We start from the raw sequence: 24,773 nt of genomic DNA, 5'->3' as shown, positions 1-24,773 counted from the left end.
ATTATAAACAATTTAAACTAAACTATTCATCAATAGAATATGGCTGAAGTAGTTAAGATGCCCAAAATGAGCGATACCATGACCGAAGGTGTTATCGCTAAATGGCATAAAAAAGTTGGCGACAAGGTAAAATCAGGCGATTTATTGGCCGAGGTTGAAACCGATAAAGCCACTATGGATTTTGAATCATACCAGGACGGTACTTTACTTTATATAGGTATTGAAGAAGGTAGCGCTGCACCGGTTGACGCTGTAATTGCCGTTATTGGCAACCAGGGCGAAGATTACAAATCATTGTTGGAAGGCGGTGCTGCACCGGCTGCCGAAGCTAAACCGGCCGAAGATAAAGCCCCTGCCGCACCGGTAGCCGAAAAAGCTGCTGAACCTGCTGTAGATATCTCTAATATTCCGGCCGCTGTTATCCGTATGCCGCTCCTGAGCGATACGATGACAGAGGGGGTTATTAACAAGTGGAACTTTAAAGTAGGTGATAAGGTAAAAGCAGACGACTCATTAGCCGATGTAGATACTGATAAAGCTACTATGGAGGTTGTGGGCTACGAAGAAGGCACCTTATTATATATAGGTGTTGAAGAAGGTCAGGCCGCCAAAGTAAATGATATTATTGCCATTGTAGGTAAAGAAGGTACAGATGTTACCCCGCTATTAAAAGCTGGTGCAGGTGCCCCTGGTGCTGCTAAAGCCGAAGAGGCTCCTGCACAGCAAGAAACTGCAGAAACAACTTCTTCTGCTGCTTCATCTAACGAAGACGACAGCCGTGTTAAAGCTTCTCCTTTAGCCCGCAAAATAGCTAAAGATAAAGGCATTAACCTGAACGAGGTTAAAGGTAGCGCCGAAGGTGGCCGCATTGTTAAAAAAGACGTGGAAGGATTTACCCCATCTGCTAAGTCTGCTGGTGAGGGCGTTACTACGGCGCAAGTACAGGCCGAACAAGCTGCCAGCGCTAATGCTAAAGAGGGTGCAGCTAAAGCAGGTCCAACTATTACCCTGGCTCCGTTTGTAGGCGAGGAAAAATACACCGAAAAACCGGTAACGCAAATGCGCAAGGTTATTGGCAAGCGTTTATCTGAAAGCTTGTTCACCGCGCCGCATTTCTTTGTTACCGTTTCTATCGATATGGATTCGGCCATTGTTGCCCGCGGCAAAATGAACGAAGTATCACCGGTTAAAATATCATTTAATGATTTGGTAGTTAAAGCTTGTGCTGTTGCTTTAAAACAACACCCGGCTATCAATTCTTCATGGTTAGGCGATAAAATCCGTTTCAACGAGCATGTGAACATCGGTATTGCTGTTGCAGTAGACGAAGGTTTGCTGGTACCGGTAGTACGTTTTGCTGATGGTAAATCGTTAAGCCGCATTAGTGCAGAGGTTAAAGAGTTTGCCAAGAAAGCAAAAGACAAAAAGCTGCAACCTGCTGATTGGGAAGGCTCAACCTTTACCATATCTAACTTAGGTATGTTTGGTGTTGACGATTTTACAGCTATCATTAACACGCCTGATTCATGTATACTTGCGGTAGCAGGCATACAACAAGTGCCGGTTGTTAAAAACGGCGCTGTAGTACCAGGTAATGTAATGAAAGTGACGCTAAGTGCCGATCACCGCACGGTTGATGGTGCAACAGCTGCTGCATTCTTAAATACCGTTAAATCATTACTAGAAGAACCGGTAAGGTTATTGATATAACAAATTAAGCTCTTGTATAAGAGAAGCCCTTTGGTGAAAGCCAAGGGGCTTTTTCCTTAGGTAAAAAATTGAGTACCGGATGAAAGCACTGCTTCTAAACCTATTGATGGCCTGCTGCACGTTATGTGTACAGGGGCAATCTCAGCAAGCTCAGCTCAAAAGCCTGCTGGATCGCAATGCGCCGTGTAAATTTGAGGGCAAAACCATTAGTTTAGCCGATACCAATCTCTACGCTACGTCAAGAAATGTGTCTTACAGTTATGCTTATTCGTTTCCAAAATATTTTACAGAGATATGGCCTAAAGAGGAAGTTGTTAGCGAGGTACGCAAAAAGACCGATGCATATATTGACACCGTAACTTACATTAGTCCCGATAAGCAAGCTACTTTTAAGATTTTCGCCGGGCAGGTAGTTCCTTTTCCGCTCGGCCGTAAGCGCGCATTAAGAGCTACAGATATACAGGTTGTAGAAAAAGCGGTTGATGATTATATCAAAACCATTAAATCTGGTAAGGACAAGGAGCTCAGGCGTGTAAAGATCATGTCGCTTTGTAAAGGTATTAAAGGATATAATTACAGTATTCAGGTAAAGGGTTACCGGGGCAATACCCAGTATCTTTACAAAATAATAGTAGCCGAGCTACCTGCTACAGGCGAACTCATCTTTTCTCACTTCCTGTACCGGTACGATACATCCGTTAAAGACAAGTACGAAGCCCTTGGCATAACCTTAGCCAATGCTTTTGGGGTTGATGAATAGGCATTTTGTATTGTTAGATTATGTCATCTGCGTTATGAGTACAGGTAAATATGCTTTCCAATAACTGCTTCGTTTTCGAAATACATAAATACCCAAATAGGGTATAACAAGTACTAGCTAAATCGCATAATGGGCGTGGATAAACCTAGGGTATGGAGATAAAAAGCCCGCCAAAGATGGGAGATTATCCATTACTTCAACGGGCTTTTATAAATCAATTACTCTTCAACTGCAGCAAGCGCACTTTTACTTAACAACTTGGCGCTTTCAGCTAATTTAATAAACTCAGCCCGATAGCCTTCATTATCGCTGCCTTTGGCTGCACGGGCTCGTTTAATGGCTTCGTCGTACTTGGCGTTTTGTTTAAACTCCGAGTCGCGCAGGAGCATACCTATCTCGGCCACGGCCGAGGCAAAGCGGAAATCATTTGTGGTACTGGCTAAAGCCACTGGCTGGTCTATCACTACGGCTTGGCTTACCTTACTTACCGACCCATTTGGCTCTTTATAGCGAAATTTTATGGTAAGCATGTCATTAGATATAAAGTTGGTAGTCGCTTGTGCCGCTTTCTGATATTTAAGCGGGTCAACGCTATTAGTAAACTTATCATGCACCCCAGCAGGTATAATCTCATACAAAGCTGTTACATTATGACCTGCGCCCATATCTCCGGCGTCTTTAAGGTCGTTGTTAAAGTCTTCCTTGTTAAGCATACGGTTTTCATAACCAATTAAGCGATAAGAGGCCACCCTGGCAGGGTTAAATTCTAATTGTAGTTTAACATCTTTGGCTACCGTAAACAAAGTGCCGCCAAACTCGCTCACCAGCGTTTTGCGGGCTTCGGTAATGTTGTCAATGTAAGCATAGTTGCCATTGCCTTTGTCGGCCAGGGTTTCCATTTTGCTATCTTTATAATTACCCATGCCATAGCCTAACACCGATAAAAACACGCCGCTTTTACGTTCCTGCTCAATTAGCTGCTCCATATCCTGGTCTGATGAGGCACCCACATTAAAATCACCATCCGTAGCCATAATAACCCGGTTGTTACCACTCTTCAAAAAATTTTGTTTGATGGTTTTGTAGGCCAGCTTTATGCCCTCGCCACCCGCTGTTGAACCGCCGGCCTGCAGGCGGTCAATAGCATCTTTTATAGTTGTTTTTTGATCACCGGAAGTTGATGGCAGTACAAGTCCGGCAGCGCCGGCGTACACTACAATGGCTACTTTATCCTGAGGGCGTAATTGATCTACCAGCATCTTAAGTGATGATTGTACCAAGGGCAGCTTGTTAGCCGAAAACATAGAACCCGACACGTCAATCAGAAATACTAGATTTGATGCCGGTAGTTTGTTCGTTGCCACTACACGCGCCTTTAAGCCTATACGCAGCAGGCGGTGCTTAGGGTTCCATGGTGCGGCAGAAAGTTCTGTATGTATAGCAACGGGTTCGCCATTGGTTGGTGCAGGCAGGTTGTAGCCAAAGTAATTGATCATTTCTTCAATTCTAACGGCATCCTTTGGCGGTAATTGGCCGTTGTTGATAAAGCGTCTTATATTGCTGTACGAGGCAGCATCCACATCAACAGAGAAAGTAGACAAGGGATTGTCATTCGGATTTTGAAAACCGTTCTCGGTAATGCCTTTGTACGATTCACTTTCTTGGGGAGCAGGCATATAAATGCCGCGTATTTTATTTTTTTGTTGTGCACCCGTTATCTGTATCCCCGCTACGCGGCCTGCAAGCGATTGATTGTACATAGGGGCTGGAGACATGTTAGCGACGCTGCCAGTGATATCACGCTTTTCCGAAACGCCGTATCCCATAACCACCACTTCATCTAAGGTGCTTTTTGATGGCTTTAAGTAAATTTTGAGGGTGCTTTGTTTGCCAACTTTTACTTTCTGAGTTTCGTAACCAATGTATATTACCATCAAAGTTGTGTTATTGCCCGGAATACTCAAGTGATAATAGCCATTGATATCGGTAGCCGCACCTGTGGAGCCGCCTTCGATACGGATAGCTACGCCGACGAGCGGTTGTTTGTTACTCGCGTCAAACACATGGCCGGTTACCATACGGCTGGCCAGAGCCGGTGCAAGAGCTGCGCAGTTGAGCAGCAGTAATAAGATCATTTTTTTCATGGCTGTTTAGTTTAATTTGTAATAAGGATGCGGCCTTTATACAATTTCCATAAGCCGGATAAAAAAATTATTTTACAGCACTTACATGAGCTGGTTCAGTAAAAAGCATAAGCCGGATGAGGCGGGCGATGATGCCCTGCTGCAACGCTATCGTCAAACCGGCGATTTGGCCGTGCTTGGCCAGCTCTATGAACAGTACATGCCTTTGGTGTATGGTGTGTGCCTTAAGTATTTGCAGGATGAGGAGCAAAGCAAAGACGCGGTTATGCAAATATTTGAGGAGCTTATTGTTAAAGCAAGCCGGCACGAGGTTAAGCAGTTCAGGAGCTGGTTGTATGTGCTGAGCCGTAATTTTTGCCTCATGCAACTACGGGCTCATAAAAAGGCCGAAACGTTAAGCATAGAGGAGCTTGTGGAATTTCCGTTTGTTTCGCATCCTGATGATACTGGTGCTGGCGAAGAAAATTTGCAACAACTGGAAAGGTGCATGCAAAAGCTAACACCCCAACAGCAAAAGAGTATTGATTTGTTTTATATTAAAGAGAAGTGTTATAAGGAGGTAGCCGAACTTACAGGCTACAGCTTAAACGAGGTAAAGAGTTATATACAGAACGGCAAAAGGAATTTGAAAATTTGTTTGGAGAATAACAGTGAGCGATAAAAAAACCGACATATCGCAAATACAAAAGTACCTGAACGGTGAACTTGATGCGCGTGCTATGCACGAGCTGGAGCGCCAGGCGCTTGACGATCCGTTTTTAATGGACGCACTGGAAGGTTATGCCCAAACTAATAGCAATCAAAACGCTAACCTGGGTAATTTGGCCAGCCGGTTACAACTAAGGGTAAAGCCGCAGGCCAAACGCGTAGTACTATGGCCAAAAATTGCTGTAGCAGCTTCAGTAGTGCTTTTTATAAGTATAGGTGGATGGTGGCTACTTAACTACAGGCCCGCTGCTAATGTACCTGCTGGTACACAGGCCGATAAAACAAATGTGGTACAAAAGCAACCGGCTCCTCTTAAAGTTCAGGCTGTGCCGCAAGAGAAGCAAGCTGTTATAAAACCTGCTGCGCCTAATAGCTTGTACACGCCGCCACTCATTGCCGTACAAAAGCAAAAACAGCCCTTGGTTTTACCCAAAGTAGCAGCCGCACCTTCAGCTAATGCAGCACAAGGCTACTTAAACGAGGTAGCCGATACACTGCAAAAAGCGAAAGAATTAGATGATGTAGTGGTGGTTGGCTATGGTACTTCGAGAAAGCAAGATCTTATAGGCAGAAGCGCTTTAAATTTACGGGCGGCAACAATGGATTCAGCTCTGCAGGGTAGGATAGTAGGCCTCACTATTGCCAGCAAAGCAAAACTTGCAAAGGTCAAACCTGTAATAATGGTTAACGGGCAGGTTTTGTACAAAGATGACGGCCAGCCCGTTGTTGGCGCTATGGTTAAAAACCTTAATTCAGGTAGTGGCACAAACACCAATGTTAACGGTATATTCAGCATTACAGCTGCTGATAAGGATGAGCTGCGCATAGCCTATATTGGTTATAAGGCCGAACAATTAAAGGTACGCGGCAACGACAGTATCAAGGTTTATTTATCAAGTGATAACCGGGCGCTTGCCGAGGTGGTTGTAGCAGGCATAACTTCCAAGCAGCAAGTTATTAAAAGGGCGCACCCTATATATGGCTGGGATCAATTTAAAGAATACCTGGAAAATGAAGCTCAATCGCCCGATGATAAAACCGGTACGGTGAAGCTGAGCTTTGTGGTAAATCCGGATAAAACGTTAAGTGATTTTAAGATCTCCAAATCAGTAAGCCAGGAAGCTGATCAGCATGCTATAGCTATAATTAAAGCAGGGCCGGCATGGCTACCCAATGTAAACGGTAAGCCGGAGACGGTTAAGTTGAGAATAAATTTTAAATAGATAAAGTTACTGACTATACACCTGGTAACTTCTTCTAGCATCTTGTATGCAATTAGTTATGCAAAGTTTGAGCAACGGCATACAGGCTAAACGGGTATCAGATACATTCAACATAATGAAGCCAAGCCCGTAAGTGGCCTTAATTCATCATCTCCAAAATACTATCTAGGTACTCGCGGTTATTAGCCAGGCGGGGGACCTTATTTTGGCCACCCAGCTTGCCGCGGTTCTTCATCCATTGTACAAAAGTGCCGTCAGGGGCCGAGTGTACCCTGGGGCGAAGTAGCGCCAGATCCTTAAAACGCTTGGCGTCATAGTCAGAATTTACCCTGCGCAGGGTTTCGTCTAGTAAGTCAACAAAGCGTTCAAACTCGGCAGGCTTCCGTTCAAATTCAATTATCCATTCATGCCCGCCACATTTGCTGTCGGTAAAGTAAATCGGTGCAGCGGTATAATCGCGTATAATGGCTTCGGTTTGGCGGCAGGCTTCTTCTAATGCGCGCTCGGCGTTGTCTATGATTACCTCTTCGCCAAAGGCGTTAATAAAGTGCTTGGTACGACCGGTTATTTGTATGCGGTAAGGATCGAGCGAGGTGAACTTTATGGTATCTCCTATCATATACCGCCACAAACCGGCATTGGTGCTGATGATGAGGGCGTAGTTCTTTCCTATCTGTACCTCATCTAAACCAAGTGTTCGCGGGTTTTCATCATGCAGGTGTTCTAAGGGCAAAAACTCATAAAAAATGCCATAGTCCAGCATAAGCAACATATCCCCGGGCTCCTCCCGGTCCTGAATGCCAAAAAAGCCTTCCGATGCATTATAAGTTTCAAGGTAATACATGTCACTGCTGGGTACCAGCTTTTTAAACTGCTCACGGTATGGGGTAAAGCTTACCGCTCCATGAAAATAAAGTTCCAGATTAGGCCATATTTCAAGAAGGTTGTTCTTGCCAGTTATTTCGAGCAGGCGTTTAAATAAAACTATATTCCAGGTGGGTACGCCGCTAATACAAGTAACATTTACGTTTTTGGTGGCATGTGCCATCTTCTCAATTTTCTCCTCAAAGTTTTCGAGTAAGGCAATTTCGAGATTGGGTGTACGCAAAAACTCGGCCCACATAGGCAGGTTTTTCATAATAACGGCCGAGAGATCTCCAAAAAAGATATCGGTACTTAACTGCCCTACCTGGTGGCTGCCACCCAACGTTAACCCTTTACCGGTAAATAGCATTGTATCGGGCCGGTTGTTACAATAAATGGTCAGCATATCCTTACCGCCTTTAAAGTGACACTCCTCCAGTGATTCCTCACTTACCGGAATAAACTTGCTGCGATCGTTGGTAGTACCCGATGATTTGGCAAACCAGGTTATATCTGAAGGCCAAAGCACGTTTTGCTCTCCTTTGAGCATACGTTCAATGTAAGGCTTCAGCGTGTCGTACGTTTGTATAGGTACGCGCTCCTTATAGTCGGCCAGTGATTGAATGCTTTTATAGTGGTGTTGTTTTCCCCACTCGGTATCCTCCGCGTTGCTGATGAGCTGGTTAAACCATTCATCCTGAACTTCATTAGGATATTTCATAAAAAGCTCAATCTGATGGATCCGCTTTTTCATGAACCAGGTAACAACTGAGTTTATAATGGTCATATGGTACCTGGCAAATTAAACAAAAGTTTTTCTTTTTAGCACAAAGTTTGCGCCCAGGTAAACTTTACGCACCATCTCATTTGCCGCCAGTACCTCGGGTACGCCCGATTCTAATATCTTTCCCTCAAAGAGGAGATAAGCCCTGTCGGTTATAGACAAGGTTTCCTGTACATTGTGGTCGGTTATTAGGATACCAATATTACGGTGCCTAAGCTTGGCTACCATGCTTTGAATCTCTTCAACCGCAATAGGATCTACACCTGCAAATGGCTCATCCAGCAAAATAAAATTAGGTTGGGCTGCCAAAGCCCGGGCAATCTCGGTACGCCGCCGTTCACCGCCCGATAGCAGGTCACCACGGTTTCTGCGTACTTTATGTAAGCTGAACTCGTCAATCAGTTCCTCTAATTTGTCTTTCTGCTGCTGCTTGTTCATTGTACCCATTTCCAGCACAGCCTTAATATTGTCTTCTACGGTTAGTTTCCGGAATACCGAGGCCTCCTGTGCCAGGTAGCCAATACCTTTTTGTGCCCGGCGGTACATGGCATCGTTGGTAATTTCTTCATCATCCAGATATATGCGGCCTTCGTTAGGCTTTATCAAGCCTACGATCATGTAAAACGAGGTGGTCTTACCCGCACCGTTAGGCCCCAACAAGCCTACAATCTCACCCTGCGATACGTTGAATGAAACGTCGTTAACAACGGTACGCTGTTTGTATTTTTTTACCAGATGGTCGGCACGTAAGTTCATAGTTTTTTTCAGTTGTCGGTTGATGATGCGGCCCGTGGCCTGTTTTCAGTTGTCGGTTACCTGCTGCTAAAAAACTCATACAGCTGGGTACAGATCACAGGCAACTGAATTAGCAACGTATTCCTTTAATGTTTAATTGTATCGAACGCTTTTCGCGCCATATGTTTTCTTCAATGGTATAGCAAATATCAAACGGTTTACCCTGGCGTATGTCCTCAATACATTCACCCTGATTGAAGGCAATGCAATCAAACAAAGGCGAGCTGTTTTGATAAACCGACATTTTAATATGATTGCTGCCTACCAGATTGACTCCGCCATAGGCCGTCACATTACGGCTTACAAACACTGGCGACATGTTTTCGGGCCCGAAGGGACCAAATTGATTTAATATCCGGAAAAACTTAGGTGTTATTTGTACCAGTTGTAATTCTGCATCAATGAGTATTTCCTGAATAAGTTGCTGCTCAGTTATGCTGGCGCTTACTACTTCCTCAAAACGTTGTGTAAAAGCTTCAACCTGTTCAGGTTTCATGGTAAGGCCGGCGGCGTATTTATGACCGCCAAATTGTAACAGCAAATCGCTGCAACCACACAACGCCTCATATAAATCAAAACCTACTACAGAGCGGGCCGAGCCAGCTACGTGCCCGTTGGAGCGGGTAAGTACGATGGTAGGGCGATAATATTTTTCGGTAAGGCGTGACGCTACGATGCCTATTACACCCTTATGCCATTTCTCGTTAAATACCACGGTAGATTTGCGTTCGGCCGCCAGCACATCATTGGCAATCATGCTCAGCGCCTCGTCGGTAATGTTTAAATCATGCTCTTTGCGCTCGGTGTTTTTTACGCTGATGAGCATTCCTTTTTCGCGGGCCAAATCGGTATCGGTAGCTAGCAGTAGTTCAACCGCATGCTTGGCATCGTCAATACGCCCGGCAGCGTTTATACGCGGACCAATCAAAAACACAATATCGGCTATGGTATAATGGCTGGTTTTACCGGCAAGCTCCTTCAATACCCGTATACCAATGCTGGGCTCATCATTAATTTTTTGAAGCCCAAAAGCAGCCAGAATACGGTTTTCACCGCTAATGTGTACTATGTCGCAGGCTATGCTGGTTGCTACCAGATCCAGGTATTGCGTTACTTCCTCAAAAGGTATGTTGTTTTTTTGTGCATAAGCCTGTATGAGCTTAAAGCCAATACCACAGCCAGATAGCTCTTTATACGGATAGTTGCAATCAGGCCGCTTAGGGTCTAAAACAGCCATGGCGGCGGGCAGTTCTTCACCCGGCATGTGGTGATCGCAAATAATGAAATCAATATTTCTTTCGTTGGCGTAAGCTACTTTGTCTATTGATTTTATACCGCAGTCCAGCGCAATAATTAAAGAAAAGTGATTGGCTTTAGCATAATCAATACCTTGTGTAGATATGCCATACCCTTCGGTATAACGGTCGGGTATGTAATATTCGAGATTGGTGTAACGCTTGCAAAAAAAACTATATACCAAAGTTACAGCGGTAGTACCGTCTACATCGTAATCCCCAAATATCAATATCTTTTCGTTGCGCGTGATGGCTTGTTCGATGCGCGTAATGGCCTTTTCCATATCCATCATCAGAAAAGGATCATGCAGGTGGCGCAGATCTGGCCTGAAAAAGTAACGGGCATCCTGAAAGTTTGTTACGCCGCGCTGCAATAGCAATGTACCCAACACCGGATCGATGCCCAATTCGGTAGAGAGCGCTTGTACCGCATTTATATCGGGATTATGCTTTAGTGACCACCGTTTTTGCATACTTTTGTGCTTTCAAACCTTTAATGTAGTTGTTGGGTTATAACCAACAAAGGTACATTTCTGTTAACACACGCGCATCCTATAACTATGGAAATTTTTGCATTAGGCGAAGGCTCTTACTCGGTTGACTCTTCTAAACAATTTATACCCTTTAATCCTGCAACCGATAATGCAAAAGATCGTCCTAGCTCGTTGTTTATTCATGTAAATCCTTTTTTGGTTAAAACCGAGCGCGATTTAATTGTACTGGACAGCGGTTTAGGTTATAAAGACGATAAAGGAGAGCTCTTATTGCACCAGCATATACGCGAGGCTGGCTTTGCGCCTGGCGAGGTAAGCTTGGTGCTGCAATCGCACCTGCATTATGACCATACAGGCGGCCTGGTAGTGGAACGTAATGGCAAGCTGGAACCAAGCTTTCCTCAGGCGGTGCATGTTATACAACAAGGCGAATGGGAGTATGCGCTGTCGGGCAAATCATCATCCTACCGCTTGCCTATTTTTGAAACGCTGCAGCGCGAAGCCAGAATTGAGTTTGTAGAAGGTTCGGGCGAGGTTAGGCCAGGCATTCACTTTGAACTGTCGGGTGGGCACACACAATTTCACCAGGTGTTTTTGCTGGAAGAGGATGGGCAGAAATGCTTTTTTGGTGGTGATGAATTGCCGGAGCCGGAACAGTTATTGAGAAAGTTTGCGGCTAAGTATGATTATGACGGGCGCAAAGCTATGCACTTGCGAGACGAGTACGGGCAGAAAGCAGCGGCCGAAAATTGGGTTTGCTTGTTTTACCATGCCAAGTCGACCGCTATAGGAAAAGTACAGTATCAGGACGAAACGTTTACAATAACGCCTTATTAAACGGTTTTTTCAACAGCAAACAGCTCTTTTATTTTTTCGACGTTAAGTGGCTTGGAGATAAAATCTTTTACCAGGTCATAAGATTTTGCTTTATTAATATCATTGCTGAATACCGAAGATGATATGATGAAGATTTTGGTTTTGTTCAGCGGATCTAATCCCAGGCGTTTAAATTCATCTAAAAACTCCCAGCCATTCATAATAGGCATATTTATGTCAAGCAATATATAGTCAGGTAAGCTTTCTGGGTCTTTCTCCTGCATCTCCAAAAGTTGGTTTATAGCATAACTGCCATCTAAACAAGCTGTTATTTCAGTATAAATCAGCGCTTTCTTAATTAATTTAATCGAAATAAAGTTGTTTATCTCGTCGTCGTCAACCAGTAATATGCTAAGAGGTTTGGAGTTGCTCGTCATAATAAATCTCTATACGGAATGCCTTTGTAAATTGTTTCACTCCTAAAAGTTGTAATATAAAAAAAGTCCCGCCGCAAACATGCACCGGGACTTATTAATACGATTAAATGATATAAATGTTAGCGCGTAGCTACCAAATTTATATTTAAAAGAAACTCGTCGTCAATTGCTTTATCACCAATGCTTGCAAAAAAGCTTTTCGAACCATAACGGATATCGTGTTTAGTGCGATCAACTTTTACGTTTAACGCATTAACATTCAAAGTATTGTTGGCTAATGTATAAGTAGCAGGGAAAGTAATAACACTGGTTTTACCTTTAACAGTTAAATTACCGGTTACATTTACTTTGCCAGCACCTGCAGGCGTAATTTTAGTAGTCTGGAACGAAGCTGTTGGATATTTTTCAGTGCCAAAGAAATCTTCAGATTTTAAGTGACCTAGTAATTTTGCTTTGCCATCGCCGCTCAGATCGGTATTATCCATGCTGGTCATATCAATTACAAACTTGCCGGTGGTAGGTACTTTACCGTTAACGGCAACTTCACCAGAGGCTAATTTTATAGTGCCGGTATGCTGGCCGGTTACTTTTTTACCAGTCCATTCAATTTTACTTTTTTCTGTGTCAACTTTGTAGGTTGTTGGTGCAACAGGTTTAAAGGCAACTAAGGCAACTGCAACAACTGCTGTAAATAAGGTCGTCAATTTTTTCATTTCACTTTTAATTTATGTTACAAATGTATAAGAATAAAATACATGTTTAAACATGTACTTTTTTCTTTGCTTTGGTATGACAATTTGCGCTGTATATGGTTTAACCAATATGCGTTTTATGAAACGATTATTATTGATACTTATCAGTATTTGCTGTTCAGTATTAGCTTTTGCACAAACTGAAACCCCTGCACAACTATATCCGGGTTTATTTGAAGCAGTGCAGATGCAGCAGATTTTCCCCGACGGTAAAACTTTTGTAGACGTATCGGCCAGGCAACCGCCAGCGGTTATTTTAAAAGCTTATCAGGTTGAGAAAAGTAAGCTCGGCTTTAACCTTAAAGCGTTTGTTAAGGAATACTTTTCTGCCCCGACCGAAAACAGTACACAATACCAAAGCGATATTAAAGGCGGCATCCGCAAGCATATTGATACCCTGTGGACCGTGCTACAACACGTAGCCGACACTGTTAAAGGCACCACGCTGCTACCCTTGCCACATGCTTATATAGTGCCGGGCGGTCGATTCAGGGAGGTGTATTACTGGGATTCATACTTTACCATGCTTGGACTTGAGGAAGCCAGGCAGTTTGTACTGATAGAAAGTGTAGTTAAGAACTTTGCTTACCTGATAGATAAACATGGGCATATACCCAATGGTAACCGCACTTATTATTTAACCCGTTCGCAGCCTCCGTTTTTTGCCTTAATGGTGCAGTTGCTGGCCAAACATAAAGGCGTCAAAACGCTGACTACTTATCAATCACAACTTATAAAAGAGTACCAGTACTGGATGCAGGGTAGTGAAGCCTTAAAAGCTGGCAAGGCGTATGCGCATGTAGTACGAATGGCCGATGGCAGTTTGCTTAACCGGTATTGGGATGCAAGCACGCAGCCGCGTGAAGAATCATACAGGGAAGATGTACTGGCGGCCCGGCAAACTAAACAGAACAAGGCAGAATTTTATCGAAACATTAGAGCTGCTGCCGAATCGGGTTGGGATTTTAGCAGCCGATGGATGGCTGACGGCAAAAGCCTGGCAACCCTTCAAACCACCAGTTTAATACCGGTTGATTTGAACTGTTTGTTGTATAACCTGGAAACTACCCTTGCACAATCATTTGAGATAAGCGGTAACCAGCAATCGGCGGCGTTGTACCGTTCTAAAGCAGCCAAACGTAAAGCAGCATTGCTTAAATATTGCTGGAATAGCAAAGCGGGTTGCTTTTATGATTATAACTGGCAACAAAAAACAATATCAAACCAGGCGAGCATTGCCACTGCTTATCCTTTATTTTTTAATATAGCCAGCAATGCACAAGCCAAACAGGTGGCTGCCTTAATTGAGGCAAAGTTTTTACAGCCGGGCGGGGTAGCTACCACTTTAAAGGGTACCGGGCAGCAATGGGATCAGCCCAATGGCTGGGCGCCCTTGCAGTATATTACCATTGTGGGTTTAAGAAATTACAAGCACAAAGACCTGGCCCAAACTATAGCTTCACGTTGGATAAAATTAAACTTAAACACATTTAATCAAACCGGAAAGCTGGTGGAAAAATATGATATACAACACATCAACGCCAAAGCCGGTGGGGGCGAATACCCCTTGCAGGATGGGTTTGGCTGGACTAACGGCGTACTGTTAAAATTAATGAATATGTATAAGCACTAAGCATGCTTGTTTTTTTTAAAAAGTCTACCCCAGGTAAACAGCATCTTCCTGGCCATTTTGGCTAAGGGATACGTACACATGCTGCTTCAATACTGTAGACAAGGCTATGCCGGAAAAATCGGTACTTACCGGAAAACTCTTGTGATTACGATCTACCAACACTACTGTGCGTAACTTTTTAAGAGGAACATCCAGAAAAACGCCAAAACCGTAGGCCAGGGTTTTGCCGCTGTTTAAAACATCGTCAACCAGTATTACTACCTTGTTACGGCATTCGTTTATATCGGCGTCGGTGCTGAATTGCAGCGTGCTGCTGTCTTTTTGCAATTCAATGTTAATCATGGTGCACTTAAACGGCGCAATGCCTTCTAACACGGTTTTAAGGCGTTGTGCTATAACACTGCCTTGCGACAGTATGCCGGCAATAACTATTTCTTGTTCCTCAAAATTATCTTCGAGAATCTGGTAAGCAATGCGGTCAATCTTTTGCTGTATTTGCTGATGATTGAGTATTAAAAGCTTTTCGGCCATGGGCAGCTGGTTGTAAGTTGCAGGTTCTACTTTGTAAACTGGTAAATATGCAGCTGTTTTTTTTAAATATGCAACCACTGTATAGAACCGATTTTCTCAACAAATATATTATTCCTTTCCGTATGGGAAAAATACAAAGTTGGCGCCTTCAGGTACAATTACAAATACGCACATGTAATCATGCGGGCTTTTGTAAGTGTCAATAAAGCGCTGTTTTAATTCTTTTTTAACGATGCCTTTTTCTACAAACTCTTCCAGGGTAGAAGCATGAATAGTCCAGTCGGTATTCAGGTCTTCTTTATCTAAAATCAGTTCTCCCAGTTTTACTTCGTGCTGGTGCGCTACAAATATAGGGTAGGCCGATAGGCCCTCAACCATAATTTCTACGGCTACTTCTCTCAGCGACTCGCTGTATAAGCGCAGATCCACCTCCAGGGTTTTTAACGGACTTTCTTGCTTCTGGTTATTATTCTCGTTCAGTAATTCTTCTGGATCCATAAGTTGGTTTTGAGATGCTATGTAGTAGAGCGAGGAGCGTACAAACAAAATCTACTGCCCGTTACTCCCTTCCACAGCTCCGCTTTACTTCTTTAATTCCAGCAGTACCACGTTCTCCACATGCTGCGTGTGTGGGAACATGTCTACCGGTTGTATTTGTGTAACGTTGTATTTTTCTTTAAGTACAATTAAGTCGCGGGCTTGTGTGGCGGCGTTGCAGCTTACGTACACAATTTTTTCCGCTTCAATTTCCATCAGTCGTGCTACTACATCGGCGTGCATACCAGCCCTGGGCGGGTCGGTTATAATTACATCAGGCTTGCCATGCGCCGCTACAAAATCGTCATTAAGCACGTCTTTCATATCACCGGCGTAAAATTTAGTGTTATGTATATTGTTGATGGCCGAGTTCACCTTGGCATCTTCAATGGCCGAGGGTACGTACTCCACACCAATAACCTCTTTAACATGGCCAGCTACAAAGTTGGCGATTGTACCTGCGCCGGTATATAAATCGTAAACCCGCTCATTACCTTTAAATTGGGCAAAATCGCGCGCAATCTCGTAAAGCCGCTGTGCTTGTATGGCATTGGTTTGGTAAAACGATTTGGGACCTATGCGGAACTGAATTTCGTTCATGTGTTCATGAATGTATTCAGGGCCTTTCCAGGCAATCACTTCCTGGTCAAAAATGGTATCGTTCTTTTTTTGGTTAAGTATGTAAAGCAGCGATGTAATTTGCGGAAACTCGCGCTCTACGTAACTCATCATATTGTTTACTTCATCGTCGGTAGCATGTGCAAATACTACAATCACCATCAGCTCGCCGGTTGATGAGGTGCGGATGATAAGGTTACGCAATGCACCGGTATGGGCTTTTACGTCATAAAACGTCATGCCTTGCTGCCGCGCGTAATCGCGTATTTTTAAACGCAGATCGTTTGATGGATCGGCCTGCAGGTAGCAGTGGTATATATCCAGTATCTTATCAAAACGACCGGGTATGTGAAAGCCAAGCGCGCTCATCTCCACCGGGTCATCGGTGCGGTTCTCGCCATCATTTAGCCAGCGCTTGTTGCTAAAAGTATACTCCAGTTTGTTGCGGTAATAGCGATCGGCCGGCGAGGGTACAATGGGCAGGGCGTGGCTAACCTCAATGCCACCCAGGCGACTTAGAGCATCAGTAACGGCTTTTTGTTTAAACTGCAGTTGAGCCTCATAGGTCATGTGTTGCCACTTACAGCCACCGCAGGTACCAAAATGCTCACAAAACGGCTGTGTACGGTGGGCTGATGGCTGTTTAAGGTTAGTGATCTTGGCTTCGCCAAAATTTTTCTTTTTGCGGTAAACTTCTACATCCACCACATCGCCGGGCACGGCTTTTTCAATAAACAAAACAAAGTCTTCCGTTTTGCCTACACCTTTGCCCTCTTCGGCTATGTCAATAACACTTACGTTTTCGAAACTTAAATTGGGCCTATGGCCTCTTCCTTTTCTCATTAGGCTGCAAAGTTAAGCAAACCCAATACAAAACGTTAAAGTACGCTCTTAAAATACACCATCGGTCGAAACCAAACGACCTTCTTTGGTGATATAAGTTTGATAAGGGGGCTCGGGCCTTTTGCTCTTGTTAGGTGTTGTGCTAAACCAGTTTAGCATGTTTATCCACAATTCGCCGGTTTCTGTTACGGCAGGCTCAAATTGTTCGTCAATCCGGTCTGAAAATTCTATTAATTCGCGTCTCATAGGATTTATGTTTGAGGTGTAAGCAAAAATAACAAACATTTATACCAAAAACCAAATTGGTATAATGATTATTTTAATTTTACCTTACGGTAACATCCATGCCAAAAAGTATTTAATCGGGCATGTTATAGAAAATGTAGGTAGTAAATATAATGGCCGACAGGATTAGCAGGGGCGGGATAACCACCGATGCCCAATAAATAACTTTGAACAGCATCTGCCTATAATTTTCATCATCATGATGATTGAGCCATACATCGGCTACCCAGCCAAAAGTATAAAGCAAGTGAGCTAAAAGCATGTAGATAACATACGCCACTACAAAGTAAAATAGTACTACGGGAATGTACTCCCCTTCGGTTGAGAAGTTCACTATGGTTACCATCCAACAAGTGAGCAGTATAAATGTGGCAGCGCCTGCTATAAGCAAGCCATTGTTGTATTCTTCTCTTTTGATCCGCCACCATTCGTTAACGTTCGCTTCTGCTAATTCGTTTTTAGTATTCATTATGTTGTTTTTAATATAAAAATCGCCCGGAGCCTGACCAGCTCCGGGCGATTAAATTAATCCCAGCTTATTTTACGTGAGAAGTACATGAGTACGGCTACAATAATAAACAGCGCTATACTGCCCACCAGTAACGACAAGTCTTCGAGTTGGATGATGATAAAGATAAACCCATAAAAAATGCTTAAAATAAGCGCGAATAACGACGCTGCCTTTTGATTAGCCAGCAGAGAGGCAGTAAACCACGCAATTAGTGCGATGGTAGCTACGGCCGATATAAGGTATGCTAAATTATAACCCACGTGCTCGGTAAAGGATAGCAGCAGGGTGTAAAACACAATCATGGCTGCGCCAATAAGCGCATAATTAAATAAATGAATTTTGCGTTTCTGAATCACTTCGGTTAAAAAAAGCGACACGAAGGTGAGTACAATAATGAGTATAGCGTACTTGGTTGTGCGCATAGTTTTCTGATACTCATCAACCTGTACATGCAGTTCCACGCCAAACAAAGCATTTTTATTAAGTTTTAAACTATTAAGCAGCCCATCGTTAGCGGCCCATTGCTGCGGGAAAGGGCGGTTATAATATAACATGCGCCACTTGGCGTTGAAGCCCTTTTTATCGATATGATTGGTATCGGGCAGGTAGCGACCGTCGAACTTGGGGCTGGGCCAGTTGCCGTTAACTTCAACCTGGGTGGTTTTGCCGGTATGTAAAAAGTTGAGCGCCTCGCTGCCTTTTAAATCCAGCACGAAGCTGAAAGGGATCTAGTTGCCTGTTACTGTAGTCAGATTAACGGCGGCCTGTAATCCATTATCCAGCATGTCACCGTTATTTAACACGGGATCTACCGCCAGCGTTTGGTTTTGTACTTTGATGGTAGGGTTTGATGAGAGTCCTTTTAAGTCGCTGATGCCAAATACCAGCCTGGCTTTGTCATACATAATAGATGAAGAATCGATTTGCAGTTTGGCGAGATCAGCGCGGTCAAAATTACCGGTAATGCTAACCAGCGATTTATAAACACCTACTTCGAAAATGCCGCGCTTACGGGTTTCGGTATTTACCTTGGCCTTGATGAATAGATTTTCGGGCATGAGGTATAAGGTTTCGGTGTACTCTTTAACTACTTCTTTGTTGGCTGCATCTCTTTTTGTTACCTGTTTTTTGTAAGGTATTACCAGCACAGGCCCTTGTATAAGCTGGCTGCCCGACCACTTGTCTGACACATCGTTGATCACTTCCTGTTGTCTGGACGAGCGTTCCGTAATCAGGCCTTGTATCCATGAGGATGGCATAAGCAGCACCACTGCAATAACCAGAATAAAGAGTATTTTCAGTAGAACAGAGTCCCTGAACTGCGGGGATGAAGTTTTTTGAATTTCCATAATTTTATTTTTTAAAAGTACTTTGTTTTTGAAAGTATTGACGCAAAAAAAATAGCTGCAATATCAGCTACTTTTTTTGCTGCTTAATGAGTTGTTCCAGCGCGTTTAAGTGCTGCTGAAATGCCTGCTTGCCTTTGGCCGATGCCTGATAGTTGGTGTTAGGCTTACGGCCAACAAAACTTTTATTTACCACAATATATTCTTCCTTTTCGAGCGCCTTAAGGTTTGATGCCAGGTTGCCGTCGGTAACATCGAGCAGTTCTTTAAGCGAGGTAAAGTCGTAACTTTCGTTCACCATCAGCACGCTCATGATCTGTAACCTTACGCGGTTCTCAAAGGCTTTGTCCAGTTTATCAAAAGGTACTTTCACCGGTCGTATTTAAAGTACATCAGGGTGCCGTAAATTATATGCAGCACGCCAAAACCCATAGCCCATAACAACAACCCGTAACCCGGCATAGCCGCAGCTATAATGCCTAACACAATCTGGCAAATGCCGAGATACCTTACGTCATGGTAAGTATAAGCGCTGGCGCCTACCAAAGCCAGGCCGTAAAAGGCCAGGCAGGCCGGTGATACAATACCAAAGTACCCGCGGCTCAGCATAATCAGAATAAACAAACCACCGGTAATAAGCGGCGTAGCCATTTGAAACAGTAATGCCTTGCTGCTTTTACCCCACAGCGCCTGCCCTTGCTTTTTAGCTTTACGCCTTGTTAATGCATAGCCGGTTACTAATGAAGCAACCAAAACAGCCAACGCTATAAAGAATAATTGCGCTACAGTGGGGGTGAATAGGAGAGCCGATGCATCATCCATGGTATAGTGGTCGCCACCAGCATATTCACTATGGCCGAACAAACCATAAGGCTGATAGATAACGCCATAAGCCAAGCCTGCACCTACCAGGGCATATACGCCGGCTAAAACGCCGGATAGTCCGCTCAAGGATAGAAATCTTGAAGAGCGCTCCATCATGCTCCGTATAGAAGCCAGGTCCTCGTGTATTTTACTTTGTTCCACTGAAAAGTACTTTTGGTTCCAAAGTAAAGGATTTGCTTTTAAACAAACAAGACTTAAATGTTTTTTTATCACCAAACGCTATTCCGTATCGGTATAAGGATAGCCACCAATAAAGATCAAGCCATTATCTGGCCGGGCGGGTGAGCCCTTTGCACCGAGTGCAAATGAAGTTTTAAGCACCTTACCATCGGTAAAAGTGAAGGTAATGGTATGTCCGGTTATTTTGTATGTACCTGCCGAAGCCGATTTTTTCCAGGCGCTGGCGTTAGGAGCCGATATGCCACCATTTTTACCCCAGGTGAAGTGCGTTGCATCGGTAAACGATATGGTGCTGATGGTTAAAGCATTAACACCATTGCCGTAGTTGCCGCCGCTGGCTTTCTCATAAGCCGGTTTGAGTTTGAGCGAGCCGGTATAAGCATAAGCCGGAAACCAGTTGCCTGCACCCAGTTTATAATCATACGTTTTGCCTTTGCTATTGGTGAGTAAGAAAGTAGCGCCGCTTTTTTTCCAAGTGCCCCAGGCGGCGGGCTGTTTGCTTTTTGATGCAGCAACGTTAAGGGTTTCAAGCGGCTCGTCGGCTATTTCAAAATACTCTCCGTTTTTAAAGAGCACAACCGGTTCAAAGCTTATGGCAGCAGGATAGCCACTTATGGCTCTGAAATACCAACCCTCAACCGCTGGTGCGGCATAAGTTGTGTTTGCTGATAAATTTGTGTAAAGGGTAACCAGCCCTAAAAGAAATATAGAACTGAGTAACAGCTTTAATGTCTTCATAATAGTTGTGTGTTTAAGTTACACAACTATAACTGTGCCGATTTTAGAGGAAAGGCTCCGTATTATAAGGCGAAGCCTAATTTTTTTGAGCAAATAGTTCGAACTATCTTAAAGTAGTTGCTAAAACTTGGTCGTAGTAACCGCAGGCTAAAAGGATAGCAACGGTAAGCAACATGGCTAGTAAGTAATAATTGTTTTGATTACTACCTTTAGGCTCAAAATCTTGTGGATGAATATTCGATAGTGCTTTCATGGTAAGTATGTTGAAATCGTTAATAAAAACGGTAATTTTATGCAATGTAGGCAATAAACGCCATAGAAATATAATGGTTTTGAAAAATTGCCATTATTTTAATTGAAACGACATAAGCGAGGGCAAAAGACTGTATTACAGATCTTTTTTATTATTTTAATAATGAGATGGCGCGTCGGCAAATTAAAATAGCCTTATCCCATGCACTTGGATGTGGACTATTTGAAACATTTAAGGTGCTTTAATGCTAACTAAATTAAGCGATCGGCTCAGCAGATACATGAGGCAGGTAACAACTGTTACTTTACCAGAATTGCTGCTTTAACCAGATAGGGGAGTATTTCTTTTTGAAATGATACAAAGTTTTTGCGCACATCCGAATCGCTTACGGATGTAAAGGCAAAGCTGAATACGATATTCTTGCTGCACTTAATTAAAAAGCGGATACGTTGGGGATAGCTTTCGTTTTTGCGCATGCCGGTTAAACGGGTGAATGAGCTCACGAGGAGGTCCTCCAACTCGTTAGAGAAGTTACGTAAAAATTCCTGGGAGTTGGCCGACTCCCGAATGAAGTCCCAGCCAATAAATTCGTTACAAACGGTGTAAGAGAGACGGCAGGTTTTCATGATAAGGCTGGTCAGGTGCGCTTCCTCATCCAGTTCGGGCGTGTCTGCATGGATGAGCTCATCAACACTTACCTGAATATAGTCCATTAGTAGCGAATGCAGAATAGCCTCCTTGCTGTCAAAGTACTTGTAAATAGTAGCTTTGGCAATTTTGGTTTTTTTGGCAATCTCGTTAACGCTGGTTTTATGGTAGCCAAACTTGCGAAATAGTTCCTGCGAAGAACGTTTTATGCTTTCTCTTACTTTGTCGGCTTCCATTTATCAGTTAGACACAAATATGCTAATATTATTGCTATAAACGCTATAGGTTTTTAAGGACCGTGTTGCCGGCGCTTTAACCGGCGAACCATCACTCAGCAGAAATTTAGAACCGCTGCATGGGTCGGTTGCAGTAAGGCCGGTGTCATCAATAGTAACCGCGCAACGTTTTTCGGGCTGGTAGCTGCTGCATCGGTCATACGCTACATAACTATTGCCTGCCGTACGGTATATAATTAAACCTGCAACACCGTAGCCGTTTATAGTAACGGCCCCCCCAGCACTGTTTAGCTTATTCAGGCGCGGATCGGTAAGAGGCGCCTGGAAATTTACCGTTACATTAGGAACATAGCTCTGGTCACCTTTACCGCATCCTGCCAACAGCACCAATCCTATCAGATAAACCAGTTGCTTCATGCTTATACAATTTCGGTTTTAAATTGCTTCAGGAAACGTACATCGTTCTCTGAGAACAGTCTTAAATCGCGTATCACGTACTTAAGATTGGTAATACGTTCAATACCCATACCAAAAGCAAAGCCTGTGTATTTGTTACTGTCAATACCACAGTTTTCCAATACATTAGGATCAACCATGCCGCAACCTAAAATCTCAACCCAGCCGCTGTATTTACACATGTTACAGCCAGCGCCCTTGCAAATACTGCATGATACATCCATTTCGGCTGATGGCTCAGTGAAAGGGAAGTAAGACGGGCGGAAACGAACCTGGGTGCCTTCGCCATACAGTTCCTGCACAAAATGATACAGCGTTTGTTTCAGGTCGGCAAAGGATACATTTTCGTCCACATACAAACCCTCTACCTGGTGGAAAAAGCAGTGTGCACGGGCAGAGATAGCCTCGTTACGGTAAACGCGGCCCGGCATAATAGCGCGAAACGGCGGCTTGCCGCTCTCCATCATACGTACCTGTACCGATGAAGTATGCGTACGTAGAGCAATGCTGTCTTTACCGCCATCTTTAGTAATAAAGAAGGTGTCTTGCATATCGCGCGCCGGGTGCTCTTCAGGAAAATTCAGAGCCGAAAAGTTGTGCCAGTCGTCCTCAATCTCCGGCCCTTCGGCCACTACAAAGCCCAGGCGTTTAAAAATGTCAATAATTTCGTTGCGTACCAATGATAGCGGATGGCGTGAACCTACTGCAAATCCTTCGCCTGGCAAGGTCAGATCCTGCTGCGAGGTTTGCGTTGTTTGCTCCGAGTCAAATTGCTCTTTTAGTAATTGGTACTTGCCCTCGGCTAATTGCTTAAACTGGTTAAGTACCTTACCTAAGGTGCGTTTTTCCTCAGGTGTAGTATTTTTAAACTGCTCAAACAGGTCTTTAATAAGGCCTTTGGTACCTAAGTATTTAATGCGGAAAGTTTCCAGCTCCTCGGCGGTGGCCGGTGCGAAAGCTTCAACCTCGGCGGTGTATTGATTAATTAAATCTTGCATTATATAGCGGTGGACTTAATGGATGTTAAACTTTGTGTGCCGGTCTTTTAAACCAACACACAAAGATAAAATTAAACAGTATTATTTAATTACGCCCAGTTCTCTACCCACTTTGGTAAAGGCTGCTATGGCTTTATCGAGGTGCTGCTGCTCATGAGCGGCCGATATTTGTACACGGATACGGGCTTTGCCTTGTGGTACAACCGGGTAGTAAAAACCTATTACGTAAATGCCTTCTTCTAGCATACGGGCGGCAAACTGTTGCGATAACTTAGCCTCATATAGCATTACCGGTACAATAGGGTGTACGCCCGGCTTAATGTCAAACCCGACCTCTGTCATTTTTTGGCGGAAGTATTGGGTATTGCGTTCTAACTTGTCGCGCAGTTCGGTAGTTTCGCTTAGCATATCCAACACAGTGATAGATGCACCCGCTATGGATGGCGCCAGTGTATTAGAGAATAAGTACGGACGTGAGCGCTGACGCAGCATGTCGATAATCTCCTTACGGCCGGCAGTAAAACCTCCAGATGCACCACCCAGCGCTTTGCCAAGCGTGCCGGTAATGATATCCACACGTCCCATTACGTTATGGTGCTCATGCGTACCGCGTCCGGTTTTGCCCATAAAGCCTGAACAGTGGCTTTCGTCTATCATCACCAAGGCATTGTACCTGTCGGCCAGATCGCAAATCTTATCTAGCTGCGCTATCGTGCCATCCATGGAGAAAGCACCGTCTGTCACAATGATGCGGTGACGCAGATCTTGCGTAGCTTTTAGTTTCTCTTCCAGATCGGCCATGTCATCGTGTTTGTAACGTTGGCGCTGTGCTTTGCACAAACGTATACCATCAATAATCGACGCATGATTCAACTCATCGGATATGATCGCATCCTGATCGTTAAACAGCGGTTCAAATACACCGCCGTTGGCGTCAAAAGCCGCTGCATATAATATCGTATCTTCTGTTCCTAAAAATTCAGATAGCTTTTTTTCAAGTTCCTTGTGTACATCCTGGGTGCCGCAAATGAAACGTACGGATGACAGGCCATACCCATGATCGTCAATCGCTTTTTTTGCCGCCTCAATTACCTTGGGGTGTGATGAAAGGCCCAGGTAATTATTAGCGCAAAAGTTAATCACTTCCTGCCCGCCAAGCACTTCTATATCGGCGCCTTGTGGCGAAGTAATTATACGTTCGCGTTTATATAGTCCGGCTTGTTCAATTTCAGCTAATTCTTGCTGTAAAACCGGCTTTAAAGTGTTATACATGGTAAAATGTGTTAAAGTACA

Annotated in this window: 25 protein-coding genes and 1 pseudogene; 6 read left to right on the top strand and 20 right to left on the bottom strand. The window is 43.9% G+C overall.

Translation table 11 applies throughout. From position 1 onward, the window contains the following. The first annotated feature begins 39 nt into the window (after positions 1-39). Together ABDD95_RS21595 and ABDD95_RS21590 are read left to right on the top strand one after the other, a co-directional pair. Entirely contained in the window at positions 40-1,710 is a 1,671-nt protein-coding gene (locus ABDD95_RS21595; protein ID WP_345949434.1) for a 2-oxo acid dehydrogenase subunit E2, read from the top strand. A gap of 79 nt (positions 1,711-1,789) precedes the next feature. Continuing rightward, positions 1,790-2,470 (top strand): hypothetical protein, encoded by a 681-nt coding sequence (locus ABDD95_RS21590; RefSeq protein ID WP_345949433.1) that lies wholly within the window; start codon positions 1,790-1,792, stop codon positions 2,468-2,470. A 218-nt stretch (positions 2,471-2,688) separates the two neighbouring features. On the opposite strand, the gene ABDD95_RS21585 is transcribed toward ABDD95_RS21590, so the two are convergent. Further along, complete coding sequence (locus ABDD95_RS21585) at positions 2,689-4,614, bottom strand: von Willebrand factor type A domain-containing protein (protein ID WP_345949432.1); 1,926 nt, start codon at positions 4,612-4,614, stop codon at positions 2,689-2,691. A gap of 85 nt (positions 4,615-4,699) precedes the next feature. On the opposite strand from ABDD95_RS21585, the gene ABDD95_RS21580 reads away from it, so the two are divergent. Both ABDD95_RS21580 and ABDD95_RS21575 read left to right on the top strand, forming a co-directional pair. Continuing rightward, entirely contained in the window at positions 4,700-5,275 is a 576-nt protein-coding gene (locus ABDD95_RS21580) for a sigma-70 family RNA polymerase sigma factor (protein ID WP_345949431.1), read from the top strand. Next, positions 5,265-6,545 carry a TonB family protein gene (locus tag ABDD95_RS21575; protein WP_345949430.1) on the top strand — a complete coding sequence of 427 codons (1,281 nt, stop codon included), beginning with the start codon at positions 5,265-5,267 and terminating at the stop codon, positions 6,543-6,545. Before ABDD95_RS21580 ends, ABDD95_RS21575 begins: the two co-directional genes overlap by 11 nt. Before the next feature lie 139 nt (positions 6,546-6,684). On the opposite strand, the gene ABDD95_RS21570 is transcribed toward ABDD95_RS21575, so the two are convergent. From ABDD95_RS21570 to recJ, 3 genes are all read right to left on the bottom strand, one after another. Then, on the bottom strand, positions 6,685-8,196 hold the full coding sequence (locus tag ABDD95_RS21570) for a GH3 auxin-responsive promoter family protein (RefSeq protein WP_345949429.1): 1,512 nt from the start codon (positions 8,194-8,196) through the stop codon (positions 6,685-6,687). A 15-nt stretch (positions 8,197-8,211) separates the two neighbouring features. Then, a complete protein-coding gene (gene lptB / locus ABDD95_RS21565; RefSeq protein ID WP_345949428.1) occupies positions 8,212-8,949 on the bottom strand; it encodes an LPS export ABC transporter ATP-binding protein in 738 nt (245 codons plus the stop codon). A 109-nt stretch (positions 8,950-9,058) separates the two neighbouring features. Next, positions 9,059-10,756: a single-stranded-DNA-specific exonuclease RecJ gene (gene recJ / locus ABDD95_RS21560; RefSeq protein WP_345949427.1), complete on the bottom strand. Its 1,698-nt coding sequence runs from the start codon at positions 10,754-10,756 to the stop codon at positions 9,059-9,061. 87 nt (positions 10,757-10,843) lie between these two features. Here recJ and ABDD95_RS21555 point away from each other — a divergent pair, with 87 nt between their 5' ends. Further along, entirely contained in the window at positions 10,844-11,614 is a 771-nt protein-coding gene (locus tag ABDD95_RS21555; protein ID WP_345949426.1) for an MBL fold metallo-hydrolase, read from the top strand. Here the strand turns inward: ABDD95_RS21555 and ABDD95_RS21550 are convergent. Both ABDD95_RS21550 and ABDD95_RS21545 read right to left on the bottom strand, forming a co-directional pair. Then, on the bottom strand, positions 11,611-12,030 hold the full coding sequence (locus ABDD95_RS21550) for a response regulator (RefSeq protein ID WP_345949425.1): 420 nt from the start codon (positions 12,028-12,030) through the stop codon (positions 11,611-11,613). The two genes, ABDD95_RS21555 and ABDD95_RS21550, sit on opposite strands and share 4 nt — an antisense overlap. A gap of 119 nt (positions 12,031-12,149) precedes the next feature. Further along, positions 12,150-12,743 carry a YceI family protein gene (locus ABDD95_RS21545; protein WP_345949424.1) on the bottom strand — a complete coding sequence of 198 codons (594 nt, stop codon included), beginning with the start codon at positions 12,741-12,743 and terminating at the stop codon, positions 12,150-12,152. A gap of 118 nt (positions 12,744-12,861) precedes the next feature. On the opposite strand from ABDD95_RS21545, the gene treF reads away from it, so the two are divergent. Further along, a complete protein-coding gene (treF, locus tag ABDD95_RS21540; protein WP_345949423.1) occupies positions 12,862-14,415 on the top strand; it encodes an alpha,alpha-trehalase TreF in 1,554 nt (517 codons plus the stop codon). 24 nt (positions 14,416-14,439) lie between these two features. On the opposite strand, the gene ABDD95_RS21535 is transcribed toward treF, so the two are convergent. From ABDD95_RS21535 to kbl, 14 genes and pseudogenes are all read right to left on the bottom strand, one after another. Continuing rightward, positions 14,440-14,946, bottom strand: coding sequence for a phosphoribosyltransferase family protein (locus ABDD95_RS21535; RefSeq protein ID WP_345952121.1), 507 nt, complete (start codon positions 14,944-14,946; stop codon positions 14,440-14,442). Positions 14,947-15,054: 108 nt separating this feature from the next. Beyond that, entirely contained in the window at positions 15,055-15,444 is a 390-nt protein-coding gene (locus tag ABDD95_RS21530) for a hypothetical protein (RefSeq protein WP_345949422.1), read from the bottom strand. Between the two features lie 84 nt (positions 15,445-15,528). Continuing rightward, entirely contained in the window at positions 15,529-16,944 is a 1,416-nt protein-coding gene (gene rlmD, locus ABDD95_RS21525) for a 23S rRNA (uracil(1939)-C(5))-methyltransferase RlmD (RefSeq protein WP_345949421.1), read from the bottom strand. Positions 16,945-16,992: 48 nt separating this feature from the next. Then, positions 16,993-17,190: a hypothetical protein gene (locus ABDD95_RS21520; RefSeq protein WP_345949420.1), complete on the bottom strand. Its 198-nt coding sequence runs from the start codon at positions 17,188-17,190 to the stop codon at positions 16,993-16,995. A 112-nt stretch (positions 17,191-17,302) separates the two neighbouring features. Beyond that, positions 17,303-17,698 (bottom strand): hypothetical protein, encoded by a 396-nt coding sequence (locus tag ABDD95_RS21515; protein WP_345949419.1) that lies wholly within the window; start codon positions 17,696-17,698, stop codon positions 17,303-17,305. Positions 17,699-17,754: 56 nt separating this feature from the next. Beyond that, positions 17,755-18,999: pseudogene (creD, locus tag ABDD95_RS21510) on the bottom strand (cell envelope integrity protein CreD). A gap of 157 nt (positions 19,000-19,156) precedes the next feature. Beyond that, a complete protein-coding gene (locus tag ABDD95_RS21505; protein ID WP_345949418.1) occupies positions 19,157-19,459 on the bottom strand; it encodes a transcriptional regulator in 303 nt (100 codons plus the stop codon). Then, a complete protein-coding gene (locus ABDD95_RS21500; protein ID WP_345949417.1) occupies positions 19,456-20,112 on the bottom strand; it encodes a hypothetical protein in 657 nt (218 codons plus the stop codon). The genes ABDD95_RS21505 and ABDD95_RS21500 overlap by 4 nt, the downstream gene beginning before the upstream one ends. A gap of 78 nt (positions 20,113-20,190) precedes the next feature. After that, positions 20,191-20,889 carry a hypothetical protein gene (locus tag ABDD95_RS21495; RefSeq protein WP_345949416.1) on the bottom strand — a complete coding sequence of 233 codons (699 nt, stop codon included), beginning with the start codon at positions 20,887-20,889 and terminating at the stop codon, positions 20,191-20,193. Positions 20,890-20,992: 103 nt separating this feature from the next. Beyond that, positions 20,993-21,142, bottom strand: a complete 150-nt coding sequence (locus ABDD95_RS21490) for a hypothetical protein (protein WP_345949415.1) — start codon at positions 21,140-21,142, stop codon at positions 20,993-20,995. 299 nt (positions 21,143-21,441) lie between these two features. Further along, complete coding sequence (locus ABDD95_RS21485; RefSeq protein ID WP_345949414.1) at positions 21,442-22,026, bottom strand: TetR/AcrR family transcriptional regulator; 585 nt, start codon at positions 22,024-22,026, stop codon at positions 21,442-21,444. A gap of 3 nt (positions 22,027-22,029) precedes the next feature. Further along, the gene (locus tag ABDD95_RS21480) at positions 22,030-22,443 is read right to left on the bottom strand and encodes a hypothetical protein (protein ID WP_345949413.1); all 414 of its coding nucleotides are present in this window, start codon (positions 22,441-22,443) and stop codon (positions 22,030-22,032) included. Positions 22,444-22,445: 2 nt separating this feature from the next. Further along, positions 22,446-23,480: a phenylalanine--tRNA ligase subunit alpha gene (pheS, locus tag ABDD95_RS21475; RefSeq protein WP_345949412.1), complete on the bottom strand. Its 1,035-nt coding sequence runs from the start codon at positions 23,478-23,480 to the stop codon at positions 22,446-22,448. 81 nt (positions 23,481-23,561) lie between these two features. Continuing rightward, a complete protein-coding gene (gene kbl / locus ABDD95_RS21470; protein WP_345949411.1) occupies positions 23,562-24,752 on the bottom strand; it encodes a glycine C-acetyltransferase in 1,191 nt (396 codons plus the stop codon). Positions 24,753-24,773: the final 21 nt, after the last annotated feature.

Origin of the sequence: Mucilaginibacter sp. PAMB04274, from assembly GCF_039634385.2 — a bacterium.
Classification (GTDB): domain Bacteria; phylum Bacteroidota; class Bacteroidia; order Sphingobacteriales; family Sphingobacteriaceae; genus Mucilaginibacter.
Note: the sequence above shows the minus strand (reverse complement) of the source record. Positions and strands in the feature narration are given on the sequence as shown.